The sequence below is a fragment of the Nitrospira sp. genome (assembly GCA_030692565.1).
In the GTDB taxonomy this organism is placed as follows: Bacteria; Nitrospirota; Nitrospiria; order Nitrospirales; family Nitrospiraceae; genus Nitrospira_D.
This window is the reverse complement of record JAUYAO010000041.1, coordinates 155,094-173,156: the sequence shown is the minus strand read 5'-3', so window position 1 is coordinate 173,156 and position 18,063 is coordinate 155,094. Positions and strand designations below refer to the sequence as shown.

Genomic DNA, 18,063 nt, shown 5'->3' with positions numbered 1-18,063 from the left:
TGGTTGAAGCCATGTGAAGGAGATGTATGTCTCGGGAAACGGGTGTTCGCAGGGTCATACGATCCGGCCGCGATGGAGCAGCTCCTCGGGCGAGCGTGACGCAAGAAGGCCATGGACCGCGCCATGAGTTTAGCTTGCCAGAGCGGGAGGCGGTCTATCGGGCGATCTTTGAGCGGCGCGATGTCCGCCGGAACTTTCTTCCGACGCCGATTCCTGACCGGATCTTGACGCGCGTGCTGACCGCAGCCCACCATGCCGGGTCTGTGGGATTCATGCAGCCATGGGATTTTGTCGTGGTTCGCGATCGTGCGACCAAGGGCGCGGTGAAAGAGCTCTTTCAGCAGGCCAATACCGAAGCCGCGACGCGCTATCGAGGAGAGCGGGCCGCGCTCTACCGGAGCCTCAAGCTGGAGGGGATCGAGGAAGCCCCGATCAATATCGGCGTGACGTGCAGCCGCCAGCGAGGAGGCCCTCACGTGCTGGGCCGTTCGACGGTGCGCGATACGGATCTGTACAGCACCTGCTGCGCCATTCAAAATCTTTGGCTGGCCGCACGTGCGGAGGGCATCGGGGTTGGGTGGGTCAGCATTCTCGATCATGGCGCGTTGAAACGGGTACTCGGGGTGCCTAAGCCGGTCAAAGTGCTAGCCTATCTCTGTCTCGGGTACGTGTCGGACTTTGCGACGAAGCCGGACTTGGAGGTAGCCGGGTGGCGCGCGAGGATTCCGGTGGAAGAACTCATTCACTACGAATCGTGGGGCAATACCGCGGCCGGATCTGAGGGGAAATTGTGATGCGTATTACCAAAGTCTATACGAGGACAGGCGACGCGGGGAAAACGCGTCTTGCGGGAGGCCAGCAGGTCTGGAAAGACAGTCTGCGGGTCGAGGCCTATGGGACGGTCGATGAGTTGAACGCTTCAATCGGAGTCGTGCGCGCTATGAATGCCGACATGCTCGACGAGTATTCAGCGGCGGGCATCCTCGAAGAAGAGCTGCGTTGGGTGCAGAACAAGCTGTTCGATGTCGGGAGCATCTTGGCCACCGCGCCGGGCCAGACGTTTAAAAATATGCCGCAGGTGACGGCGAAGGATGTGACGCGGTTAGAGAAGCTGATCGATCGCTGTCAGAAGGAATTGAAGCCGCTGAAGGAATTCATCCTGCCGGGCGGAGGAAAAGTCTCCAGTTTCCTGCATCAAGCTCGAACCGTGTGCCGACGGGCTGAGCGGCTCTGTGTGGCCCTGTCGAAAATCGAACCCGTCGATTCGGCGATTATTAAGTATGTGAATCGGCTGAGCGACACGTTGTTTGTGCTCGCGCGCTGGGTGGCGAAGACGCAGGGAGAGCCGGAATTCTTGTGGGAGCGGGATGTCGCCAAGAAAGCGGAGTAGCTCCATTCGGGCAAAGTCCGTGAGCCGGATCATCTTCGTGCTCGGTGGGTCGGCGTCGGGAAAGAGCGAGATCGCTCTGCGGCTTGCTGGGTCGAAGGGGCCGAGAGCGTTTGTCGCGACGGGGCAAGGTCTTGACGCTGAGATGTCGGCAAGGATTGCACGGCATCAGGCAAGCCGTGCAGCGGATTGGGAGACGGCAGAGGTGCCGCTCGAACTCGCAGCCTGGTTTGCGCGCGCAGGGAGCCGCTATCAGACGATTGTCGTTGATTGTGTGACGCTCTGGCTCAGCAATCTGCAGGGCTCGGGGATGAAAGAGCCACTGGTGCTCAAGCGAGTGGCCGGCTTGCTGGAGGCGATGCGGAAGACGAAGGCGAGGATCGTGATCGTGAGCAACGAGTTGGGGCTGGGGCTCGTGCCGGCGGAGCCGACTGTTCGGGCCTTTCGAGATCTGGCCGGGCGGGTGAACCAATTGCTCGCTGCAGGCGCCGATGAGGCGCACCTGGCCGTGAGCGGGATTCCGCTTCGATTGAAATGAAGAGGGGGAATGGGAATGTCGTTACAAGCTGTGTGTGACCGGATTCAATCACCCGATCCCCAGTTACTGGCAAAAGCCCAGGCACGACTGGATCGCCTCACGAAGCCTCAAAGCAGTTTAGGGCGATTGGAGGAAGTCGCGGCGCGTTATGTGATGATGACCGGGGAGCTGAAGCCGGCGATTCCTCGTGGCGTGGTCTTTACTTTTGCGGCGGATCATGGCGTCACTAAGGAAGGCGTGAGTGCCTATCCCAGAGAAGTCACGCCGCAGATGGTGTTGAACTTCCTGCGCGGCGGGGCGGGTGTGAATGTGTTGGCCCGTCATGCCGGCGTGGGCGTGCGCGTGGTGGACATCGGCGTCGATCATGATTTCGGAGCGGTGCCGGATCTGATCTCGAAGAAAGTGATGCGGGGGACGCGCAATCTGGCGATTGAACCTGCGATGTCTCGCGCAGAAGCGGAGCAGGCAGTCTTGATCGGAGTCGAGCTCGCGACGCAGGCGGCTCAGGAAGGCATTGGCCTCATCGGTACCGGTGATATGGGCATTGGAAATACGACGCCCAGTGCGGCAATCACGGCGGTGATGACCGGACGGCCTGTGGCTGAAGTGACCGGGCGCGGAACGGGTATTGATGATGCGGGGCATGTGAGGAAGGTGGCGATCATCCAACAGGCGCTCGATCTGCATCGCCCTAATCGAACCGATGCACTTGACGTGTTGGCCAAAGTGGGCGGGTTGGAAATCGGCGGGCTGGCCGGGTTGATCCTCGGTGCCGCGGCGGAGCGCGTGCCGGTGGTGCTGGATGGGTTCATTGCCGGAGCCGCGGCATTGATCGCCGTAGGACTTCAGCCTCGCTGCCGCGAGTATCTCATCGCGTCGCATCGTTCCGTTGAACGGGGACATGCCGCGATCTTCGATCACCTCGGGCTGAAGCCGTTGCTGGATCTCGATTTGCGTCTCGGTGAAGGCACCGGCGCCTGTTTAGGCATGAGCCTGGTCTGTGCCGCCGTGAAAATCTATACAGAGATGGCGACATTCGGTGAGGCTGGCGTGTCGGAGAAAGCCTAGGACCCATGGGAACGCTCGTTCGCCCTTTTGTATTCGCCTGGCACTTCCTGACGGGGATTCCGTTGAGCCATGCCTTGCACGAACCGACCGCTGTCGAACTCGCGAGGTCGATGGCCTGGTACCCGGTGGTTGGCTTGCTGATCGGCGGCGGATTGGTTCTTGCCGACGCGGGGTTGTCGAGAGTGTTCGATCAGGCGGTGGTGAACGTCTTGTTGATCGTCTTGGCGGTGATCGTGACGCGCGGATTGCATCAGGATGGGCTCGCTGACACGCTGGACGGATTGGCGGGAGGGAAGACACCCGCCGCACGGCTGCCGATCATGCGCGATCCCCGTATCGGCGCCATCGGTGCCACGGGCCTCTTCCTCTCATTGCTGCTGCGTTATGCGGGACTGATGGCACTGCCTCAGGCGATGCGAGTTCCTGCGCTCCTTTGTATGCCGGCCATCGGGCGGTGGGCGATGGTGACCCTGGCCTGGGCCTCTCCCTATGCGCGCGCCGAAGGAGGATTGGCCGCTTCGTTCCTGACATGTCTTTCCTGGCCCCATGTCGTCGTCGCAACGGGGGTACTCGCCGCAGGGCTGGGCTGGGCGTGTGGACTGTTGAGCGCTGCGGCGATTCTCCTGGGCGGATCACTGGTGGTGTGTGCGTTGTGGGCCGGGTGCCGCTTGTGGTTCGGCGGGATTACCGGAGATACATTGGGCGCGACGAACGAAGTGATTGAAATCCTGTTCCTGCTCCTGGCCCCGTCACTGCTGTTACGCTCATGACAGGGAATGAACTGGTGCTCGCGGCAGGCCTCGATCTGATGATAGGCGATCCCCGCTGGTTTCCGCATCCGGTTCGCGGGATGGGTCGGGTCATTGGATGGTACGACCACCGTGTAAGAGGATTGTGCCGGCGTCCTCTCGCGTTGCGTCTTGCAGGGTTGATCCTCGCGTTAGGGCTGCCGGCGGCAGTCTATCTGGTGGCATGGGGGATGGTGGCGGAAGCCGGATCCGTGGCGGATTGGCTTGGAACTGCGGTGACGATCGCCCTGGCGTCAACGACGCTTGCCGGACGTGATCTGTGGGATCATGCGCAGGCCGTGAAGAAGCCGTTGCAGCGGGGAGATATTGCCGATGCGCGTCTGGCCGTGGCGAAAATTGTGGGGCGAGATGCGGAACAGCTGTCTGAATCTGAAGTCGTTCGTGCGACTGTCGAGACCGTGGCGGAGAGCACAGCGGACGGAGTGATCGCGCCGCTGTTCTTCCTTGTGATCGGCGGTCCGCCGCTGGCCTTGGCCTATAAGGCGGTGAATACGCTGGACTCCATGGTCGGTCATCGGGACGAACGGTATATCGATTTGGGCTGGGCGTCGGCCCGGCTTGACGATGTGATGAATTGGGTTCCGGCAAGACTCACCGCGGGATTGCTGATACTGGCTGCCGGCTTGGTGACACGAACACCTGCCCGAATGGTGGATGGCTGGCAAGTCCTGTGGCGGGACGGCCATAAACATCCCAGTCCGAATAGTGGAAGACCAGAGGCGGCCATGGCTGGCGCATTGGATGTTCGGCTGGGCGGGACCAACTATTACGACGGGGTGGCGAATGAACGGCCGATCCTGGGCGATGGGCGGCGAATCTTGGTGTCAGGGGACATTGCGCGTGCGGCTCAGTTGATGGCGGTGGGGAGTGTCTTGGGCATGGTGATCGGAGCGGGAATCTTGTGGCGCCAGTAAAGAAATCCGTTCACGGCGGCGATGTGTATGCGGCCTCGCGCGAGCTCGGGCGGAAGATCACCGAGCTGATCGATTTCAGCGCCAGTATTAATCCGCTGGGGCCCTCTCCGAACGTTTGGCGCGCCATCACCGGGGCACGTCATCTCCTCCCTCATTATCCCGACCCTGAGTGTTGGGATCTTCGTCAGGCGCTCGCCAGTCGTTGGCACGTCAAACCCGGACAGATTCTGGTGGGGAACGGCTCGATGGAGTTGATTGTTGCGCTTCCGCGGGCGCTCAAGATCGATCACCTCTTGCTGGTCCAACCGACATTTTCAGAATATGCCGCGTCGATGGCGCGGGCCGGCGGGCGCGTCACGACGGTGTGCGCAGATCGAGATGAACAGTATGCGTTGCCCATCGATCGCCTCTGTGGGTTACTGGAACGGCCCACCAAGGGCTTTCGGACGATCGAGGGGATCGTGTTGTGTAATCCCAATAGTCCGACAGGGCGGGCATGCGAGGCTGATGAGGTCTTGAAGCTGGCGCGCGCCGCGCAGCGACGGGGCGTCTGGTTGATCGTTGACGAAACTTTCACGGATTACTGCCCGGAACGGTCTATCCTTTCCCTCGTGGCATCCTGGTCCAGAGTGGTGATCCTGCGCAGCCTGACAAAATTCTATGGATTGCCGGGATTGCGGGTCGGGTATGCGGTTGCGGCCCCTACCGTCATCCAGCAATTGCGCAATGAATTGCCGCCCTGGTCCGTCAATATCATGGGGCAGGTGGCCGCATTGGCCGCGCTGCAGGATACGGCTCATGCGAAGAGGAGCCTCCAGTTCGTCGAGGAAGAGCGGACTCGAATCTCCAGCGCGCTTGCGTGCTTGCCGGGATGCACGGTGTTCCCGGCGCATGCGAATTTCATCTTCGTGGAGTTGCCGCCTGGGTGGCCGGCGAGGAGCATGACCGAATGGCTGAGGCGTGAAGGATTACTCATTCGGGATTGTTCCTCGGTCCTAGGCGCGAATCCTCGTTCGATCCGGATCGCGGTCAGGTCCCGACAGGATAACGATCGGCTCCTGAAATCGCTCTCTCGAGTGCTGAGTGAGAGCCGATCGTGACGCCGAGACTGGCATCACGCGTACAGACTCGGTATTGCGTGACGGAGCACACGCTGGTCATTGATCTCGGAGGCAAGAGGCGAGTGCTGTCTTCTGCCCCGCAAGGCGGCGGACTTACCGTTGCGGCGTATATCCTGAATCACCAGGTCGAGTCGAATCCGATCACCAATAGGCATCCTCGATCTCACGGTGATCCTGCCCGGGCGCTTCGGCGACTCGCGGTCAGGCTGGGAGTGAAGCAGGGAACGGTTGGGCTCATGACGGCCGTCCCGATGAAACAGTTGGTCACGGCCAGGGTCTCGTCCGGCGCCGTCTGGGTTGAGTGCTTTGCTACCGTCGGTGTGACCAATGCGGTGAAGGCGGGGGAGTGGCCGGAGACGGACGGCCGTCGAAGCCGGGCAGGTGCAGTAGGAACAATTAATCTCATGGTCGTGACGAACGTCGGTCTGTCAACTGCGGCAATGGTCGGCGCAGTGCAGGTGGCCACAGAGAGCAAGACCGGTGTCTTGAGAGATCATGCCGTGCCGAGTTGGTCCGGACTGTCTGGCGCCACCGGGACCGGGACCGATGCGGTGGTGATTGCCTGCCGGCTTCGTGGAGCGGGACCCTGGCATGCCTATAGTGGAACCCATACCATGATCGGGGCGCTGATCGGGCAAGTTGTTACTCGGTGTGTGACTCGCGGTCTAGCGAAGGCGACGCAATGGCAGGAGCGGCACGCATGAAAGCTCGCGCACTCGCTGTGCTTGGAACGGGTTCTGATGTCGGGAAAAGTCTGATCACGGCGGGGCTTTGCCGACTGTTTCTTCGAGCCGGAATCCGGGTCGCCCCTTTCAAGGCGCAGAACATGTCGAATAATTCCTTCGTGACGCCGGACGGGAAGGAAATCGGTCGTGCCCAGGCGTTGCAGGCGCAGGCCTGTGGTCTCGATCCCGACGCCGATATGAATCCGATCTTGATGAAGCCGGAATCGGATCGTAGCGCGCAGATTGTTGTCCAAGGGAAGGTCTGGGGCAAGGCGGAAGCCAGAACCTATTTTGAGCAGCGGACAGAATTGGCCGAACGAGTGCAAGAGAGCTACGGTCGATTGGCTGGTCAATATGATGCCGTGATTATTGAGGGAGCCGGGAGTGCGGCCGAAATGAATTTGAGGGATCGTGATCTAGCCAATTGGTCTGCGGTGGAGATGGCGGATGCACGAGTCGTGTTGGTGGCGGATATCGATCGTGGCGGCGTGTTTGCGCAGGTCATCGGCACGCTGGATTTGCTGGCTCCCCACGAGCGCGCGCGGGTCGTCGGGATTATCATCAACAAATTTCGGGGCGATGCCAGCTTGTTCCATGACGGAGTGCGGTTTATCGAACAGAGGACTGGCCTACCCGTTCTAGGGGTCGTGCCCATGTTGCGGGGCCTGATCCTCGATCAGGAAGATGCCGTTGATGTCGAGGGCCGTCGTCATGCGGTGTTCGCCAAGGAGCGAGTCAACATCGCGGTGGCCTTATTGCCGCGGATGAGCAACTTTACCGATTTCAATCCGCTGATTGCGGAGCCTGATGTCGTGGTTCGCTATGCCGCGACGCCGGCAGATCTGGATGGTGCCGATGTGATTGTGATTCCCGGGAGTAAGAACACGATCGAGGATCTCGCGTATGTCCGTCAGTCCGGGATGGCAGCATCGATTGGTCGCCATGCGAGTGACGGGGCTGAGGTCGTTGGCATCTGTGGTGGGTATCAGATGCTGGGGCGGAGCATTGCGGATCCTGACGGGGTCGAAGCTGGGGGCGAGGTTGAAGGGTTTGGGCTATTAGATGTGACGACCAGGCTTGCGACGACCAAGACGACACAATGGGTCGAGGGGGAGTCTCTGGAGCTCGAGCCGCAACGCAGTTTGCCAATTCGAGGGTATTGGATTCATATGGGGCAGACGACCCGATGTGGAGCGCGATCCTGCTTTCATGTTCGCTCCATCAGGGGTGAGGCCGGACAGCCGGAGGGAGGGGGAGAAGCGGGGTCTGATGGAGCCGTGAACGAAACCGGTTTGATCTGGGGTACCTATGTTCACGGCGTCTTCGATCTTCCCGACTTCAGGCGCGCCTGGATTAACCGCATTCGTGGTCGAAAGTCGCTCCCGCCTTTGGCAGACGGAGTCTCGCGGGATATTTCACAGGCACTCGCCAGTCAACTCGATGTATGGGCTGATCATCTGCAGCTACATCTTGATCTCAGGCCGCTCATCCAGACTGTCGCCACTCGTCTCTAACTCGCACCCCCTTTTCTTTCTCCGGGATTCTGCGGTCTCTGTGATCATTCAGTAACAAGAATTGTCACTTGTGCACAGCCGTGCACAGACATCAGCAATCTGAGGCGAGGGTATCCTTCTGTCCGCGTCGCTCACAATTCTGGCAGATATGGCAGCATTTGAACGCATTCTCCTGTCGAGTGTCTTTCCGGATTCTCTCTCGCCCATCCCGGCACAATAGTTGCCATTCCTCTGATGTTGTTCTCGGTTGCGGTCTCCGCACGTCCGTGTCGTCCAACTTGTGCGAAGACGCAGTGGATGAAAGGGGTTGCCGGTTTTCATCGATTTCTTGCGAATGAAAAGCAAGCGACTACACTTGGGCGTGAACCACTAGACGAGCCAGTCTTGAAGGAGGAGGGGATCCTATGAAGGCACAGTTAACATCACTCATGCTTGGTGCGGCGATGTGTGCGACGGTGATAGGGGCGCCATCGTTCGCTCGCGCAGGCGATGAGAGTGAGACAGCGGAATTGCTGATCGCACTGTTGAAATCCGGCCGCGCGGTGGTGTCGGAACATCAGGCACTGATTAACGATCCCAGCAAAGGCAATAAGGGGTTCACGGACGAATTTATGGCCCATCAGGTCATTGAGAAATTTAAAGCGAAGACGCGCGTGGATCTGAGTCGCCCGAATGGAGTCCCGCAGAGCGCCGTCCTCCTGGCGCTGCTCGAAGCGGAGCGTGAAGTGGTGTTGGAAGGGCAGCCGGTGATCAATAAGCAGGGCGTCGCCTTCAAGGGATTTATTCCAGCGGTGTTCGCTCGAAAGTCAGGAGAAAAATTCTACAAGAAAACCGGCATTCGATTGAAATTAACGGGAACCGATTATCGTTACCCTGGCAACAAGCCGGATGATTTTGAGGCCGAAGTACTTCGAATGTTCGGCGATTCCCGCCATCCGAAGGGACAACAATATGCGAAGGCCACGATGGTCGGGGGCAAGCCGGTGATGCGTGTCATGGATCCTGAATATGCCGGCCCGACCTGTCTCACCTGCCATGGGGGGCCGAAAGGGGAACGGGATATTACCGGAACGAGAAAAGAAGGATGGAAAGAGGGAGATCTGGCCGGCGCAATCAGCGTCGTGGTGCCGATGCGGTAAGGGTAAGCAATCAACTATTCGAGCTGGAGGACGAGCATTATGAGCAAGATCGTAGTCGTCGATGATTCGTACGCGGAGTTGCAGATGATCGAAGGGTATCTCAAGGCGGCCAGCCACACCGTGGTGTCTTTCCCGAATACGGACAAGCTGGAAGATAAGATCGTCTCCGAAAAACCTGATCTGATTGTGATGGATGTGGTCATGCCGGGCCGGAATGGCTTCCAGGCTTGCCGCGATCTGAAAGCCGATGATCGGTTTAAGAATATTCCCGTCGTGCTCTGCACGTCCAAGGGGCAGGAGAGCGACAAGTTTTGGGGGCAGCAGCAGGGCGCCAATGGATATGTGGTGAAGCCGTTCAAGGCTGAAGATCTCTTGGCCGCCGTGAAGCGCGCGTTGAACTAGGCTTCCGTACGACACCGAACCTGGTTGTTGAAGGGAGATCATGGAACCAGCTCTCAGCACATCGCAATCTGTCGGGGCTGTCCTGGCTGACGGTGTCAAAGTACCCACTCCGTCGCGTATCTGCCTCATCACTCTCGGGGGGGAACTGTTTGCCATTGATTTGCGTCATGTACGAGAAGTCTTCGAGCTGGAATCCGTGACACCCGTTCCTGGGATGCCGTCCACATTAGTGGGGGTGGCCAATCTTCGGGGTACGGTCATGCCCTTGGCAGATCTACGTCCGTCGCTCGGGATTCCGTCGACCGCGTCACTGCCTTTCGTGGTGGTGGTCCGCCATGGTCAGCAGCAGGTGGGCATTCTGATCGACGCCGTCCCTGAAATACGTACGATCCATCCCGATGATCTGTTGAACGCGACGTCAAGGGGATTATCGGAGTCCCGGCCATTCCTTTCAGGACTGGCCAAGATTGAAGAGCGCATGAGCGGCATGGTCGATGTGCAGAAGCTCTTGGCCTGTGTGGAAGGCGTGTTGAATTAGATGGCCGACACGTGAGTCTGTCCGCTGAGTTGGCTGACCGCCGCTCAGGGAAGCGGCGCGACGACGATAGGAACCGATTACCCTATGGGTTGAGGAGGAGGAAGTTATGGCGAGGCACAGCAAGTCAGCGTGGACGATTCAGACGTGGTTCAATAATCTCAAAACACTGCCGAAGTTGATTCTCGGATTCTCTGCCGTCGGTGTCATCATGATCATGGTCGGTCTCGTGGGTCTTATCGGTTTGAGCCGGCTAAAAGCTGAGTTGCAGAATATTTACGACGGATCAACGGTCGCGCTGTCGAACACCGGAGTCAGCAGTACGAACCTCGGTCTGTATCATGACGCGCTGCTGAACGCCGGCCGCCAGTCACGGAAGAGCGACTTTGACGATGCAATCGCGCCGCTGGCCGTTCTCAAAAAACAGACATTGGAACCCTTGCAAGCCTATCAGGGGTCGGAGTTCCGCGAGTCGGCGACGGGCCGAAACGAAGCGAAGGATATCGCTGCGCTGAAGACCGCGTTGGCAGAATATTTCGTGTCGACCGACGGTGCCGTCAGCGCTTTTGCTGATAGTTACGCTGCGTCACTCTCCGAAGATCAGAAGCAGAGCATGCGAGACCTGGGTAACCTGGCCCTCTCCGTCGAAGTCGCGAACAAGTACAGCACGGCCACGCTGCGTGTGCGAGAGTTGATGACCACGATTCGAGAATTGGCCAAAGAACAGAACGAGAGCGGACAGGCCGAAGCGACGCGCAGCACGAATTTGGTGTTGTTCGGAGGCCTTATCGCGCTCCTGTTCGGAGGCACCATCGGTTACTACCTGGCCCGATATATTGCACGAAACATCGTGCACGTGGCCGATGTCGCCGAGCAAGCCGCTGCGGGTAACCTCCAGGCCCGCGCGAAGCTCGAGAGCGACGACGAGGTGGGCCACATGGCGAAAGCGTTCAACTCGATGTTGGATCGTATTACGGCCCTTGTGTCCACCGAGGAAGAGCGAGACGTGATGCAAAAGCGCTTGATGCAATTCCTTGTGTTGGTGTCTGACGTCGGGAAAGGAGACCTGACCAAGCGCGGCGAAGTCACGGCGGATATGTTCGGAAACTTGGCCGACGGATTCAATCTCATGATTCAGCGGTTCGCGCAGTTGATGCGCCAAGTGCGTGAAGCGGCTGAACGGGTGAATAAATCAGCCGGGACGCTGAGAGACAACGCCGGACAGATGGCCGGTACGGCGAAGCATCAAGCCGACGAATCCGTCAAGACGCTGGGCGCGGTTGAACAGTTGGCGGCGTCGATGCGGCAGGTCGCTGAAACCGCCGGGGCGTCTTCTGAATCGGCCCGCCAAGTGTTGCAAGCGACCGAGCGCGGTCGCGTGGCGGTCCAAGAAACCGTGCAGGACATGCAGAGTATCCGCGCTGCGGTGCAACGTATGTCGAAACAGGTGAAAGCCCTTGGCGACCGGTCGCTGGAAATTTCACAGATCGTGTCGACGATTCGGGATATTGCCAATCAGACCAACCTCCTGGCCTTGAACGCGGCCATCGAGGCCGCCGGCGCCGGAGAAGCGGGCGCCCGATTCGCCGTCGTCGCCGACCAGGTGAGAAAGCTCGCGGAAAGCTCCACGCAGGCCACGCGGGAAATTGCGGACCTTGTGAAAGTGATTCAAAGTGAAACGCAGGATGCCGTGGTCGCGATGGAACATGAAACTCAGGCCGTGGAAGCGGGGTCGGCTTCTGCGTTGCGTACGGGTGATGTGTTCAAAGAAATTTCTACGATCGCCCAGCGTTCATCCGAGCTGGCGCAAAGCATCGCATCCTCTGCGGTTGAGCAGACCGCTTCGACCGATAAGGTGGGACGCTCGATTAAGGACTTTACCGGCGGCGCGGTGGCCACGCAGAAAGCCACGGATTCCGCGCGAGTCACCGTAGAAGATATGGCGAAGCTCGCTGAAACGCTGACGGCCTCTGTGTCGCAATTCAAACTGGTGTAGTCAAATTACCCGGGGGATGTCCGTCATCCTCCGGGTACGAAGGGACCAGGATGAGCGCTGAATTTGATCCGGACAACCTGATGGCCATTTTTGTGGCCGAGGCCGTCGATGGCATGGCCGAGCTCAAGCGCGCCTTACATCCAGTCGATGGGTCCGTCCCAAGTCCGCAAGAATTGCATGAGCAATTTATTGTGGCTCACCGGATCCGAGGGGCGGCGGCGCTCTATGGCTTTGCCGGGATCGCACAGTTGAGCGAGCGGCTGGAATTGTTGTTTGAGCAGAGTCACATGGTTCCTGAAACGGACTGGCTTCGCGCCGTTGGTGCGATGCGTGAAATTGTGCAGGGCGTCCAGCTGCAGCTCGATGTGATCGGACAAGGTGGGGGTGAAGATCAGGTGACGATCGATCGATGCCTGGCCGTGTCCGATGGGTTTCTCCTCGCTGAAACCACAGGTCAGGTGGCCTCTATCGCCGATGGCGATGCACGGGATTTCGGAGATGGCGCTCAACTGAGTCAGGATTATCTTGTGCCAAACGTGGATGCGGAAGTGCTGTCCTACTTCGTCCCCGAGGCATTGGAATACCTGGATACGATTGATAGCCTGATTCGGAATTTGCAGGCTCAGCCACACGACGAGGATGCGATCTACCGACTCTTTAGAACGGCTCATACTTTGAAAGGATCAGGCCATACGGTTGGCTTTACCGTCATCGGCGATATTGCCTATCCCATGGAAGAGTGTATGGGGAAGGTTCGGGAACGACGGGTTCAGCTGAGCGACGCGCTCTTCGAGGGATTGACCCGTGCGGTTGGCATTATTCGGCTGGCACTGCGGCGAGATCCAACCCAGGTGCCGCAATTACAGCATGATGTGCCGGCTGTGATTAACTTCCTGACGCAGTTGCGGGATGGTGAGGCTGTCGTGGTCGCGGCATCAGCTTCTCCGGTTGTCCAGGTAGCGGCGGCGCCTTCAGGTGCGGCGACAGTCGATGGCGAAGCGGCGGCGAGCCCGGTGCTATCGGCTGAGTATTTGATTCCGCAACTGGATCCCGAGGTGCTGTCTTACTTTGCCCCGGAGGCCCAGGAGTATTTGGAAACGCTTGAGGCCAATCTCCTGCGGCTGGATAAGAACGTTCAGGACGACGAATTGATCAATCAATTGTTCCGGACTGCGCATACCCTCAAGGGGTCTGCGTATACCGTAGGGTTTCAATCCATCGGCGATCTGGTCCATCACATTGAAGACTTTATGGGAGCGGTGCGTGACGGGCATTTGGCTGTGCAGCCCGGTCAGACAGATTTATTGCTTCGAGCCGTCGATGTCGTTCGCGTGCTGATGCGCCGTGACCCTGCGGCTCTGGCGACAACTCAGCACCGATTCGCCTCCGCGCTCGCTGAGCTGAAAGTTCTGCATGATGGCGGTGTCCCACGTATGGAGCCGGTTGTCTCGAACGATGCTGCGACTCCTCTCATGCCAGCGCCTGCCGGACTCAATGAAGAAGCGGCCCAACCCAAAGCCGCCGATGGACGGTCTGCAGAAGATCGTGAAGTGATTCGGGTCAGCCGGGACCGACTAGAGCGACTGCTGAATCTGGTCGGTGAATTGGTCATTGGGCGAGGCCGGTTAGAGCAGCGTCTTCGGGTGTTAGAGCAGCTATCTCAACAGGTATTAGCCTGCAAATCCAGGCTGGTCGATGCCGTACAATCGTTTGAAGAGAAACATACGTTCACATTTCCGGCCACTCCTGCAGCTTCCACAGAGACCGCCGCTCCAGGCATGGCTGGTTTAAGCGATTTCGGCAGTCTGGAGTTCGATAAGTATGACGATTTCAATATTCTGGCGAGACGTATCAGTGAGGTGACCGCTGATATTACGGAATCGATGTCGCAACTGAGCGGATCCATCCGCCGATCCCATGATGATATGAGCCAGTTGCAGCAGCTGACCCTCGGTATGCGGGATGAAATCGCGCGTGCCCGCATGGTTCCCATCGGGACTCCGTTTACGCGGTTCCGCCGAGCGATTCGGGAGATTGCCCGTGCTTCAGGGAAAGAAGTGTCGCTGGTGACGTCCGGTGAACATACCGAGGTGGATACGGGGGTCGTGGAGCGCCTCGTCGACCCCTTGGTCCATCTTGTGCGCAATGCGGTGTACCACGGCATTGAACCCGCCGGCGCTCGAGTGGCGAAAGGAAAACCAGCGGTTGGCACGGTCTACTTGCACGCCGCTCATCGAGGCAACTCGATCATCATCGAAGTGGAAGACGACGGGGCGGGTCTCGATCTCAAACGGATTCGGACGAAAGCCGCGAATCTTGGGCTGGCTCGGCCGGAACAGATTCAGGCGATGCCGGATGCAGAAGCCTTGAAGTTTATCTTTGCCCCCGGGTTTTCGACGGCGGAGAAGGTGGGGGATCAGGCTGGGAGAGGCGTCGGTCTCGATGTGGTCAAGCGGGTGATTGAGGGGATGAACGGTCATATCGACGTGGAGTCGCTTCCCGGAGTGGGCACCAAGTTTACGTTGGATTTGCCGCTGACGCTGCTCATTGCGACGGCTTTGATGGTTCGAGTGGGATCGGAGCGGTATGCGATTCCATTGCCCAACGTGCGCGAGGTCACCATGCCGACGGTGGGCTCGTTGCAGCACATGGGGGAGCGGGCCATTTTGCAGATGGGCGAAGAGGCGATCGATCTCTATTCATTGCGCCACTTGGTCCGACGGGAAAGCGGGATGGTCGATATCTCCATGCCAGTGGTCGTGGTACGCACCGTCTCTGGTCCGATCGGACTGGCGGTCGATGAGTTGTTGGGGCGCCAGGAAATCGTCATTAAATCATTGGGTACGTTACGCTCGATGGAACGTTCCTGCTTCGGCGGGGCCACGATCGATCCTGAAGGGCATGTAGTGCTCGTGGTGGATACGGGACGTTTGCTCGCGCGGGAGTCTCGGGAGTCGGCCGCGATGTTGGCGGCCCCGGAAACGACCGTGGGGACTCATCAGGACGCGGGCCAAAGTACGGATGGCCAAGGCCCTGCGATGGCGTCAATTCTCTTGATCGACGATTCGCTGAGCATTCGGAAATTTGTCGGACGCATGTTGGAAAATGCCGGGTATCAGGTCGATACCGCGGTAGATGGCGAAGATGGATTGCGGAAGGCCTCGGCGCATTCCTACCGGTTGATTTTTACAGATTTGGAGATGCCGAAGTTGAACGGATTGGAAGTCATCCAGGCGTTGCGTAGTCGGCCACAGACGCAGCAGACCCCAGTCGTGGTCATGACCACGCGTGCGGGGGACAAGCACCGTCAGATGGCGCTCAATATCGGGGCCAGCTCATATATCGCTAAGCCGGTGGAAGAACGCGCGTTGCTTCAAGAGGTCGAGCGATGGGTCGGGCAGGTGACGGCGGCCCGGAAGTAAGGGCATCGGGTGCAGGTCCACGATAGGATGATATGCAGAACCGAGGGCACATGATCGATGAGGCGGTGGTATGAGTTTGCGGGGCCATCGGATCGGGACGGCTGCTCATGTACCGAGCGAGCGCTTTCTGATTGTCGGAATAGGCAGGCAGCAATTCGCCTTGTCTGCTGAGTTAGTGCAAGGGTTGCTGACGATGGAAGAGCGTGGATCCGTGAGCGCCCTCACGGTTCAAGGTCAGGAGTATCCCTCGCTGGATCTTGGGGATCAGCTTGGGCTTGCTCAGGCTGGCGACGGGCCGGAGACACGCATGGTGCTGCTGGCCCAGGCGGGGATTCGCGCCCATATCCGGGTGGATCGGGTTCATGGGCTGGTTGAAATCGAACGGACGCGCGTGTTGCCTTTGCCGCGTCAATTCCGCAGTGAAGAGCGGAACTGGTATGTGGGCCTCGTATTATATGGGGACGGAGTGGCGGTAGGGCTTCATTCGGGGTGGCTGCTGAGCGGCGGCATGCAGGGACATGGCGGGTTGCAGGATCAGAGTCAACGGTTGCCGCTGCGCCTGTCGGACGCATCCGACAAACTGGGGAAGGGCATCGCATGCTAAGGGGCGCGGTTGGCCGGCAACGTCAGGTCACTTCCCAGCTGTGTCATCTCTTAGTCTTCTCGGTAGGGGGACGCCGGCTGGCGGTAAAGACTGAAGAGATTGGCGGGATCTCTGCTTGGGTTGGCAGTATTCCCATTCCCAGTTGTACGCCCTTCATCTCGTCGGTGATCCGCCGAGATCAGGCCGTGTTTCCTGTATTTGATCTCGCAGGGATGCTGAAGGTTCGGGTGAAGGGAGAGCAGCGTCTTTGTTTGATGGCTAAGCAGGCCGACGGTGCGATGGCGATTTGCATCGATGAGGAAATGCCGGTGTTGCATTCCCTCGATGCCGCAAAGATTCAGGTCTATCGCGACAACGATATCGACACGGTGGGATGTTTTACTGATGAGTTTGAAGACGTCCCCATTATTTCAGCTGCCCGATTGGGGGGAGCGTAAGTTGATGGTTACGAACAGAGGTGAAGGGAGTCAGTATGCCGAAGATTCTTGTAGCAGATGACAGTATTGCGGTCAGAAAAGTCGCGGAGCGCTTGTTGACGGAAGCCGGACTCGGCGTCACGTTAGCTGCCAATGGGGAAGAAGCGCTCGCGTATTTGTCGAAGGAACGGCCGGACGTCATTGTGTCGGACGTGATCATGCCGGACAAAAGCGGATATGAAGTCTGCGCGTTTGTGCGGGGGCATGCGTCGCTGGCCACAACTCCGGTATTGCTGATTTCAGGCATTGTGAATGACGAGGTGACGAAACAGGCTGAGTCCTGTCATGCGGACGGGGTGCTCAAAAAGCCGTTTCAGGGAACTTCGCTTAAGGATCGGGTTTTGGAGCTGCTTGCCAAGCGCCAGGAGCCGGTAGTGGCTCCTCCCCCTGCCGCGCCGGCTCCCAAGCCGGTGATGTCCGGGGACGTATGGAACGGTCCTCGTATCACTGATGAGCAGCTTGCGACCTATAAACAAGCAGTCGCGCATGCCAGTGAACTTGATGCTCAGTTGCAAGCCGAGAGGGTGAAGGGTGAGGGGCTCAAGAAACGTGTAGGAGAACTGGAGGTGCTGGCGGCACAGGCGAAGGAACTGGAAGGCCAGCTTGCCGCCGAGCGTCACCATGTTGAGGAAGCGAGCAATCAGTCGAGCCGGGCGCAGGCCATAGAAGCTGAGTTAGTTCAAGAGCGGCAACAGATTGTGTCTTTGAAGGCACGGATTGCGAGCAGTGAGGAGTTGCGGTCAGATGCGCAGGCGAAGACAGCGGCTCTCGAATCAGCGTTGAAGTCAGAGCAGGATTCTGCTCAGGGCTTTCGGCAGCAGGTCGCCGATCTTCAGCAGGCCGTCAGTGCGGTACCTCAGTTGGAATCCACGCTGATGACCGAGCGAGCGGCCACGGCAAAACTGGTCGAGCAATTGACTGTCTTAGAGGCTGCCGCGGCCCGGACGAAAGATCTGGAAGCGCGGTTGGCCCGTGAAGAGCATCGCGCTGCCGACTTCGAGCGGCAAGTGAAGCAAGCGGACGCCGCGCTGACGGCTGAACGGGCTCGTATCGGGGAGGTAAGCGGACGTCTTGCTGAGGCTGAACGCGAGGTGCAGCGGTTGAGAGACTTGGAAGCCCAATTGGCCGCGGCGACTCAGGCTGCACATGCCAAAGAGAGTCGTATTCAGGAGTTGGAAGCAATGGTGGCTGCGGCGCATGAGTTCGAGACGCTTTTGGCGACCGAGCGGGAACGGAACGCCGTGTTGGCACGGCGTGTGTCGGAATCTGAGCAATCAGCTGAACAATCTATGAAGCGGTTTGAAGATATGGCGCGGAAGCTCGGGGAAATAGCCGGATTGGCCTCTCAGCTCGGTGGTGGAAAAGGGCGGGATTAAAACAGCGCGATCTCGCGAACCCAGACCTGTGCGCATG

At 59.0% G+C, this 18,063-nt stretch carries 17 protein-coding genes; all 17 read left to right on the top strand.

All coding sequences use genetic code 11. The features are described from left to right. The first annotated feature begins 26 nt into the window (after nt 1-26). The 17 genes from bluB (at nt 27) to Q8N04_10570 (ending at nt 18,026) form a co-directional block, all read left to right on the top strand. The gene (gene bluB / locus Q8N04_10650; GenBank protein ID MDP3091131.1) at nt 27-794 is read left to right on the top strand and encodes a 5,6-dimethylbenzimidazole synthase; all 768 of its coding nucleotides are present in this window, start codon (nt 27-29) and stop codon (nt 792-794) included. After that, a complete protein-coding gene (locus Q8N04_10645; protein MDP3091130.1) occupies nt 794-1,390 on the top strand; it encodes a cob(I)yrinic acid a,c-diamide adenosyltransferase in 597 nt (198 codons plus the stop codon). Before bluB ends, Q8N04_10645 begins: the two co-directional genes overlap by 1 nt. Next, the gene (locus tag Q8N04_10640; GenBank protein MDP3091129.1) at nt 1,368-1,925 is read left to right on the top strand and encodes a bifunctional adenosylcobinamide kinase/adenosylcobinamide-phosphate guanylyltransferase; all 558 of its coding nucleotides are present in this window, start codon (nt 1,368-1,370) and stop codon (nt 1,923-1,925) included. Before Q8N04_10645 ends, Q8N04_10640 begins: the two co-directional genes overlap by 23 nt. A gap of 15 nt (nt 1,926-1,940) precedes the next feature. Beyond that, nucleotides 1,941-2,993 (top strand): nicotinate-nucleotide--dimethylbenzimidazole phosphoribosyltransferase, encoded by a 1,053-nt coding sequence (cobT, locus tag Q8N04_10635; GenBank protein MDP3091128.1) that lies wholly within the window; start codon nt 1,941-1,943, stop codon nt 2,991-2,993. A 5-nt stretch (nt 2,994-2,998) separates the two neighbouring features. Further along, nucleotides 2,999-3,763: an adenosylcobinamide-GDP ribazoletransferase gene (locus tag Q8N04_10630; protein ID MDP3091127.1), complete on the top strand. Its 765-nt coding sequence runs from the start codon at nt 2,999-3,001 to the stop codon at nt 3,761-3,763. Then, a complete protein-coding gene (cbiB, locus tag Q8N04_10625) occupies nt 3,760-4,716 on the top strand; it encodes an adenosylcobinamide-phosphate synthase CbiB (protein ID MDP3091126.1) in 957 nt (318 codons plus the stop codon). Before Q8N04_10630 ends, cbiB begins: the two co-directional genes overlap by 4 nt. Next, nucleotides 4,704-5,816, top strand: a complete 1,113-nt coding sequence (gene cobD, locus Q8N04_10620; GenBank protein ID MDP3091125.1) for a threonine-phosphate decarboxylase CobD — start codon at nt 4,704-4,706, stop codon at nt 5,814-5,816. Before cbiB ends, cobD begins: the two co-directional genes overlap by 13 nt. Next, complete coding sequence (locus tag Q8N04_10615; GenBank protein ID MDP3091124.1) at nt 5,813-6,541, top strand: adenosylcobinamide amidohydrolase; 729 nt, start codon at nt 5,813-5,815, stop codon at nt 6,539-6,541. Before cobD ends, Q8N04_10615 begins: the two co-directional genes overlap by 4 nt. Further along, complete coding sequence (locus tag Q8N04_10610) at nt 6,538-8,076, top strand: cobyric acid synthase (GenBank protein MDP3091123.1); 1,539 nt, start codon at nt 6,538-6,540, stop codon at nt 8,074-8,076. The genes Q8N04_10615 and Q8N04_10610 overlap by 4 nt, the downstream gene beginning before the upstream one ends. A gap of 404 nt (nt 8,077-8,480) precedes the next feature. After that, a complete protein-coding gene (locus Q8N04_10605) occupies nt 8,481-9,215 on the top strand; it encodes a DUF3365 domain-containing protein (GenBank protein ID MDP3091122.1) in 735 nt (244 codons plus the stop codon). A 39-nt stretch (nt 9,216-9,254) separates the two neighbouring features. Further along, nucleotides 9,255-9,617: a response regulator gene (locus tag Q8N04_10600; protein MDP3091121.1), complete on the top strand. Its 363-nt coding sequence runs from the start codon at nt 9,255-9,257 to the stop codon at nt 9,615-9,617. A gap of 40 nt (nt 9,618-9,657) precedes the next feature. Continuing rightward, complete coding sequence (locus Q8N04_10595; GenBank protein ID MDP3091120.1) at nt 9,658-10,155, top strand: chemotaxis protein CheW; 498 nt, start codon at nt 9,658-9,660, stop codon at nt 10,153-10,155. Nucleotides 10,156-10,261: 106 nt separating this feature from the next. Beyond that, nucleotides 10,262-12,148 carry a methyl-accepting chemotaxis protein gene (locus Q8N04_10590; GenBank protein ID MDP3091119.1) on the top strand — a complete coding sequence of 629 codons (1,887 nt, stop codon included), beginning with the start codon at nt 10,262-10,264 and terminating at the stop codon, nt 12,146-12,148. 50 nt (nt 12,149-12,198) lie between these two features. After that, nucleotides 12,199-15,570, top strand: a complete 3,372-nt coding sequence (locus Q8N04_10585) for an Hpt domain-containing protein (protein MDP3091118.1) — start codon at nt 12,199-12,201, stop codon at nt 15,568-15,570. Nucleotides 15,571-15,640: 70 nt separating this feature from the next. Further along, nucleotides 15,641-16,174: a chemotaxis protein CheW gene (locus Q8N04_10580; protein ID MDP3091117.1), complete on the top strand. Its 534-nt coding sequence runs from the start codon at nt 15,641-15,643 to the stop codon at nt 16,172-16,174. Continuing rightward, nucleotides 16,168-16,611, top strand: a complete 444-nt coding sequence (locus tag Q8N04_10575; GenBank protein ID MDP3091116.1) for a chemotaxis protein CheW — start codon at nt 16,168-16,170, stop codon at nt 16,609-16,611. The genes Q8N04_10580 and Q8N04_10575 overlap by 7 nt, the downstream gene beginning before the upstream one ends. Before the next feature lie 35 nt (nt 16,612-16,646). After that, complete coding sequence (locus Q8N04_10570; protein MDP3091115.1) at nt 16,647-18,026, top strand: response regulator; 1,380 nt, start codon at nt 16,647-16,649, stop codon at nt 18,024-18,026. The last annotated feature ends 37 nt before the right edge of the window (nt 18,027-18,063 follow it).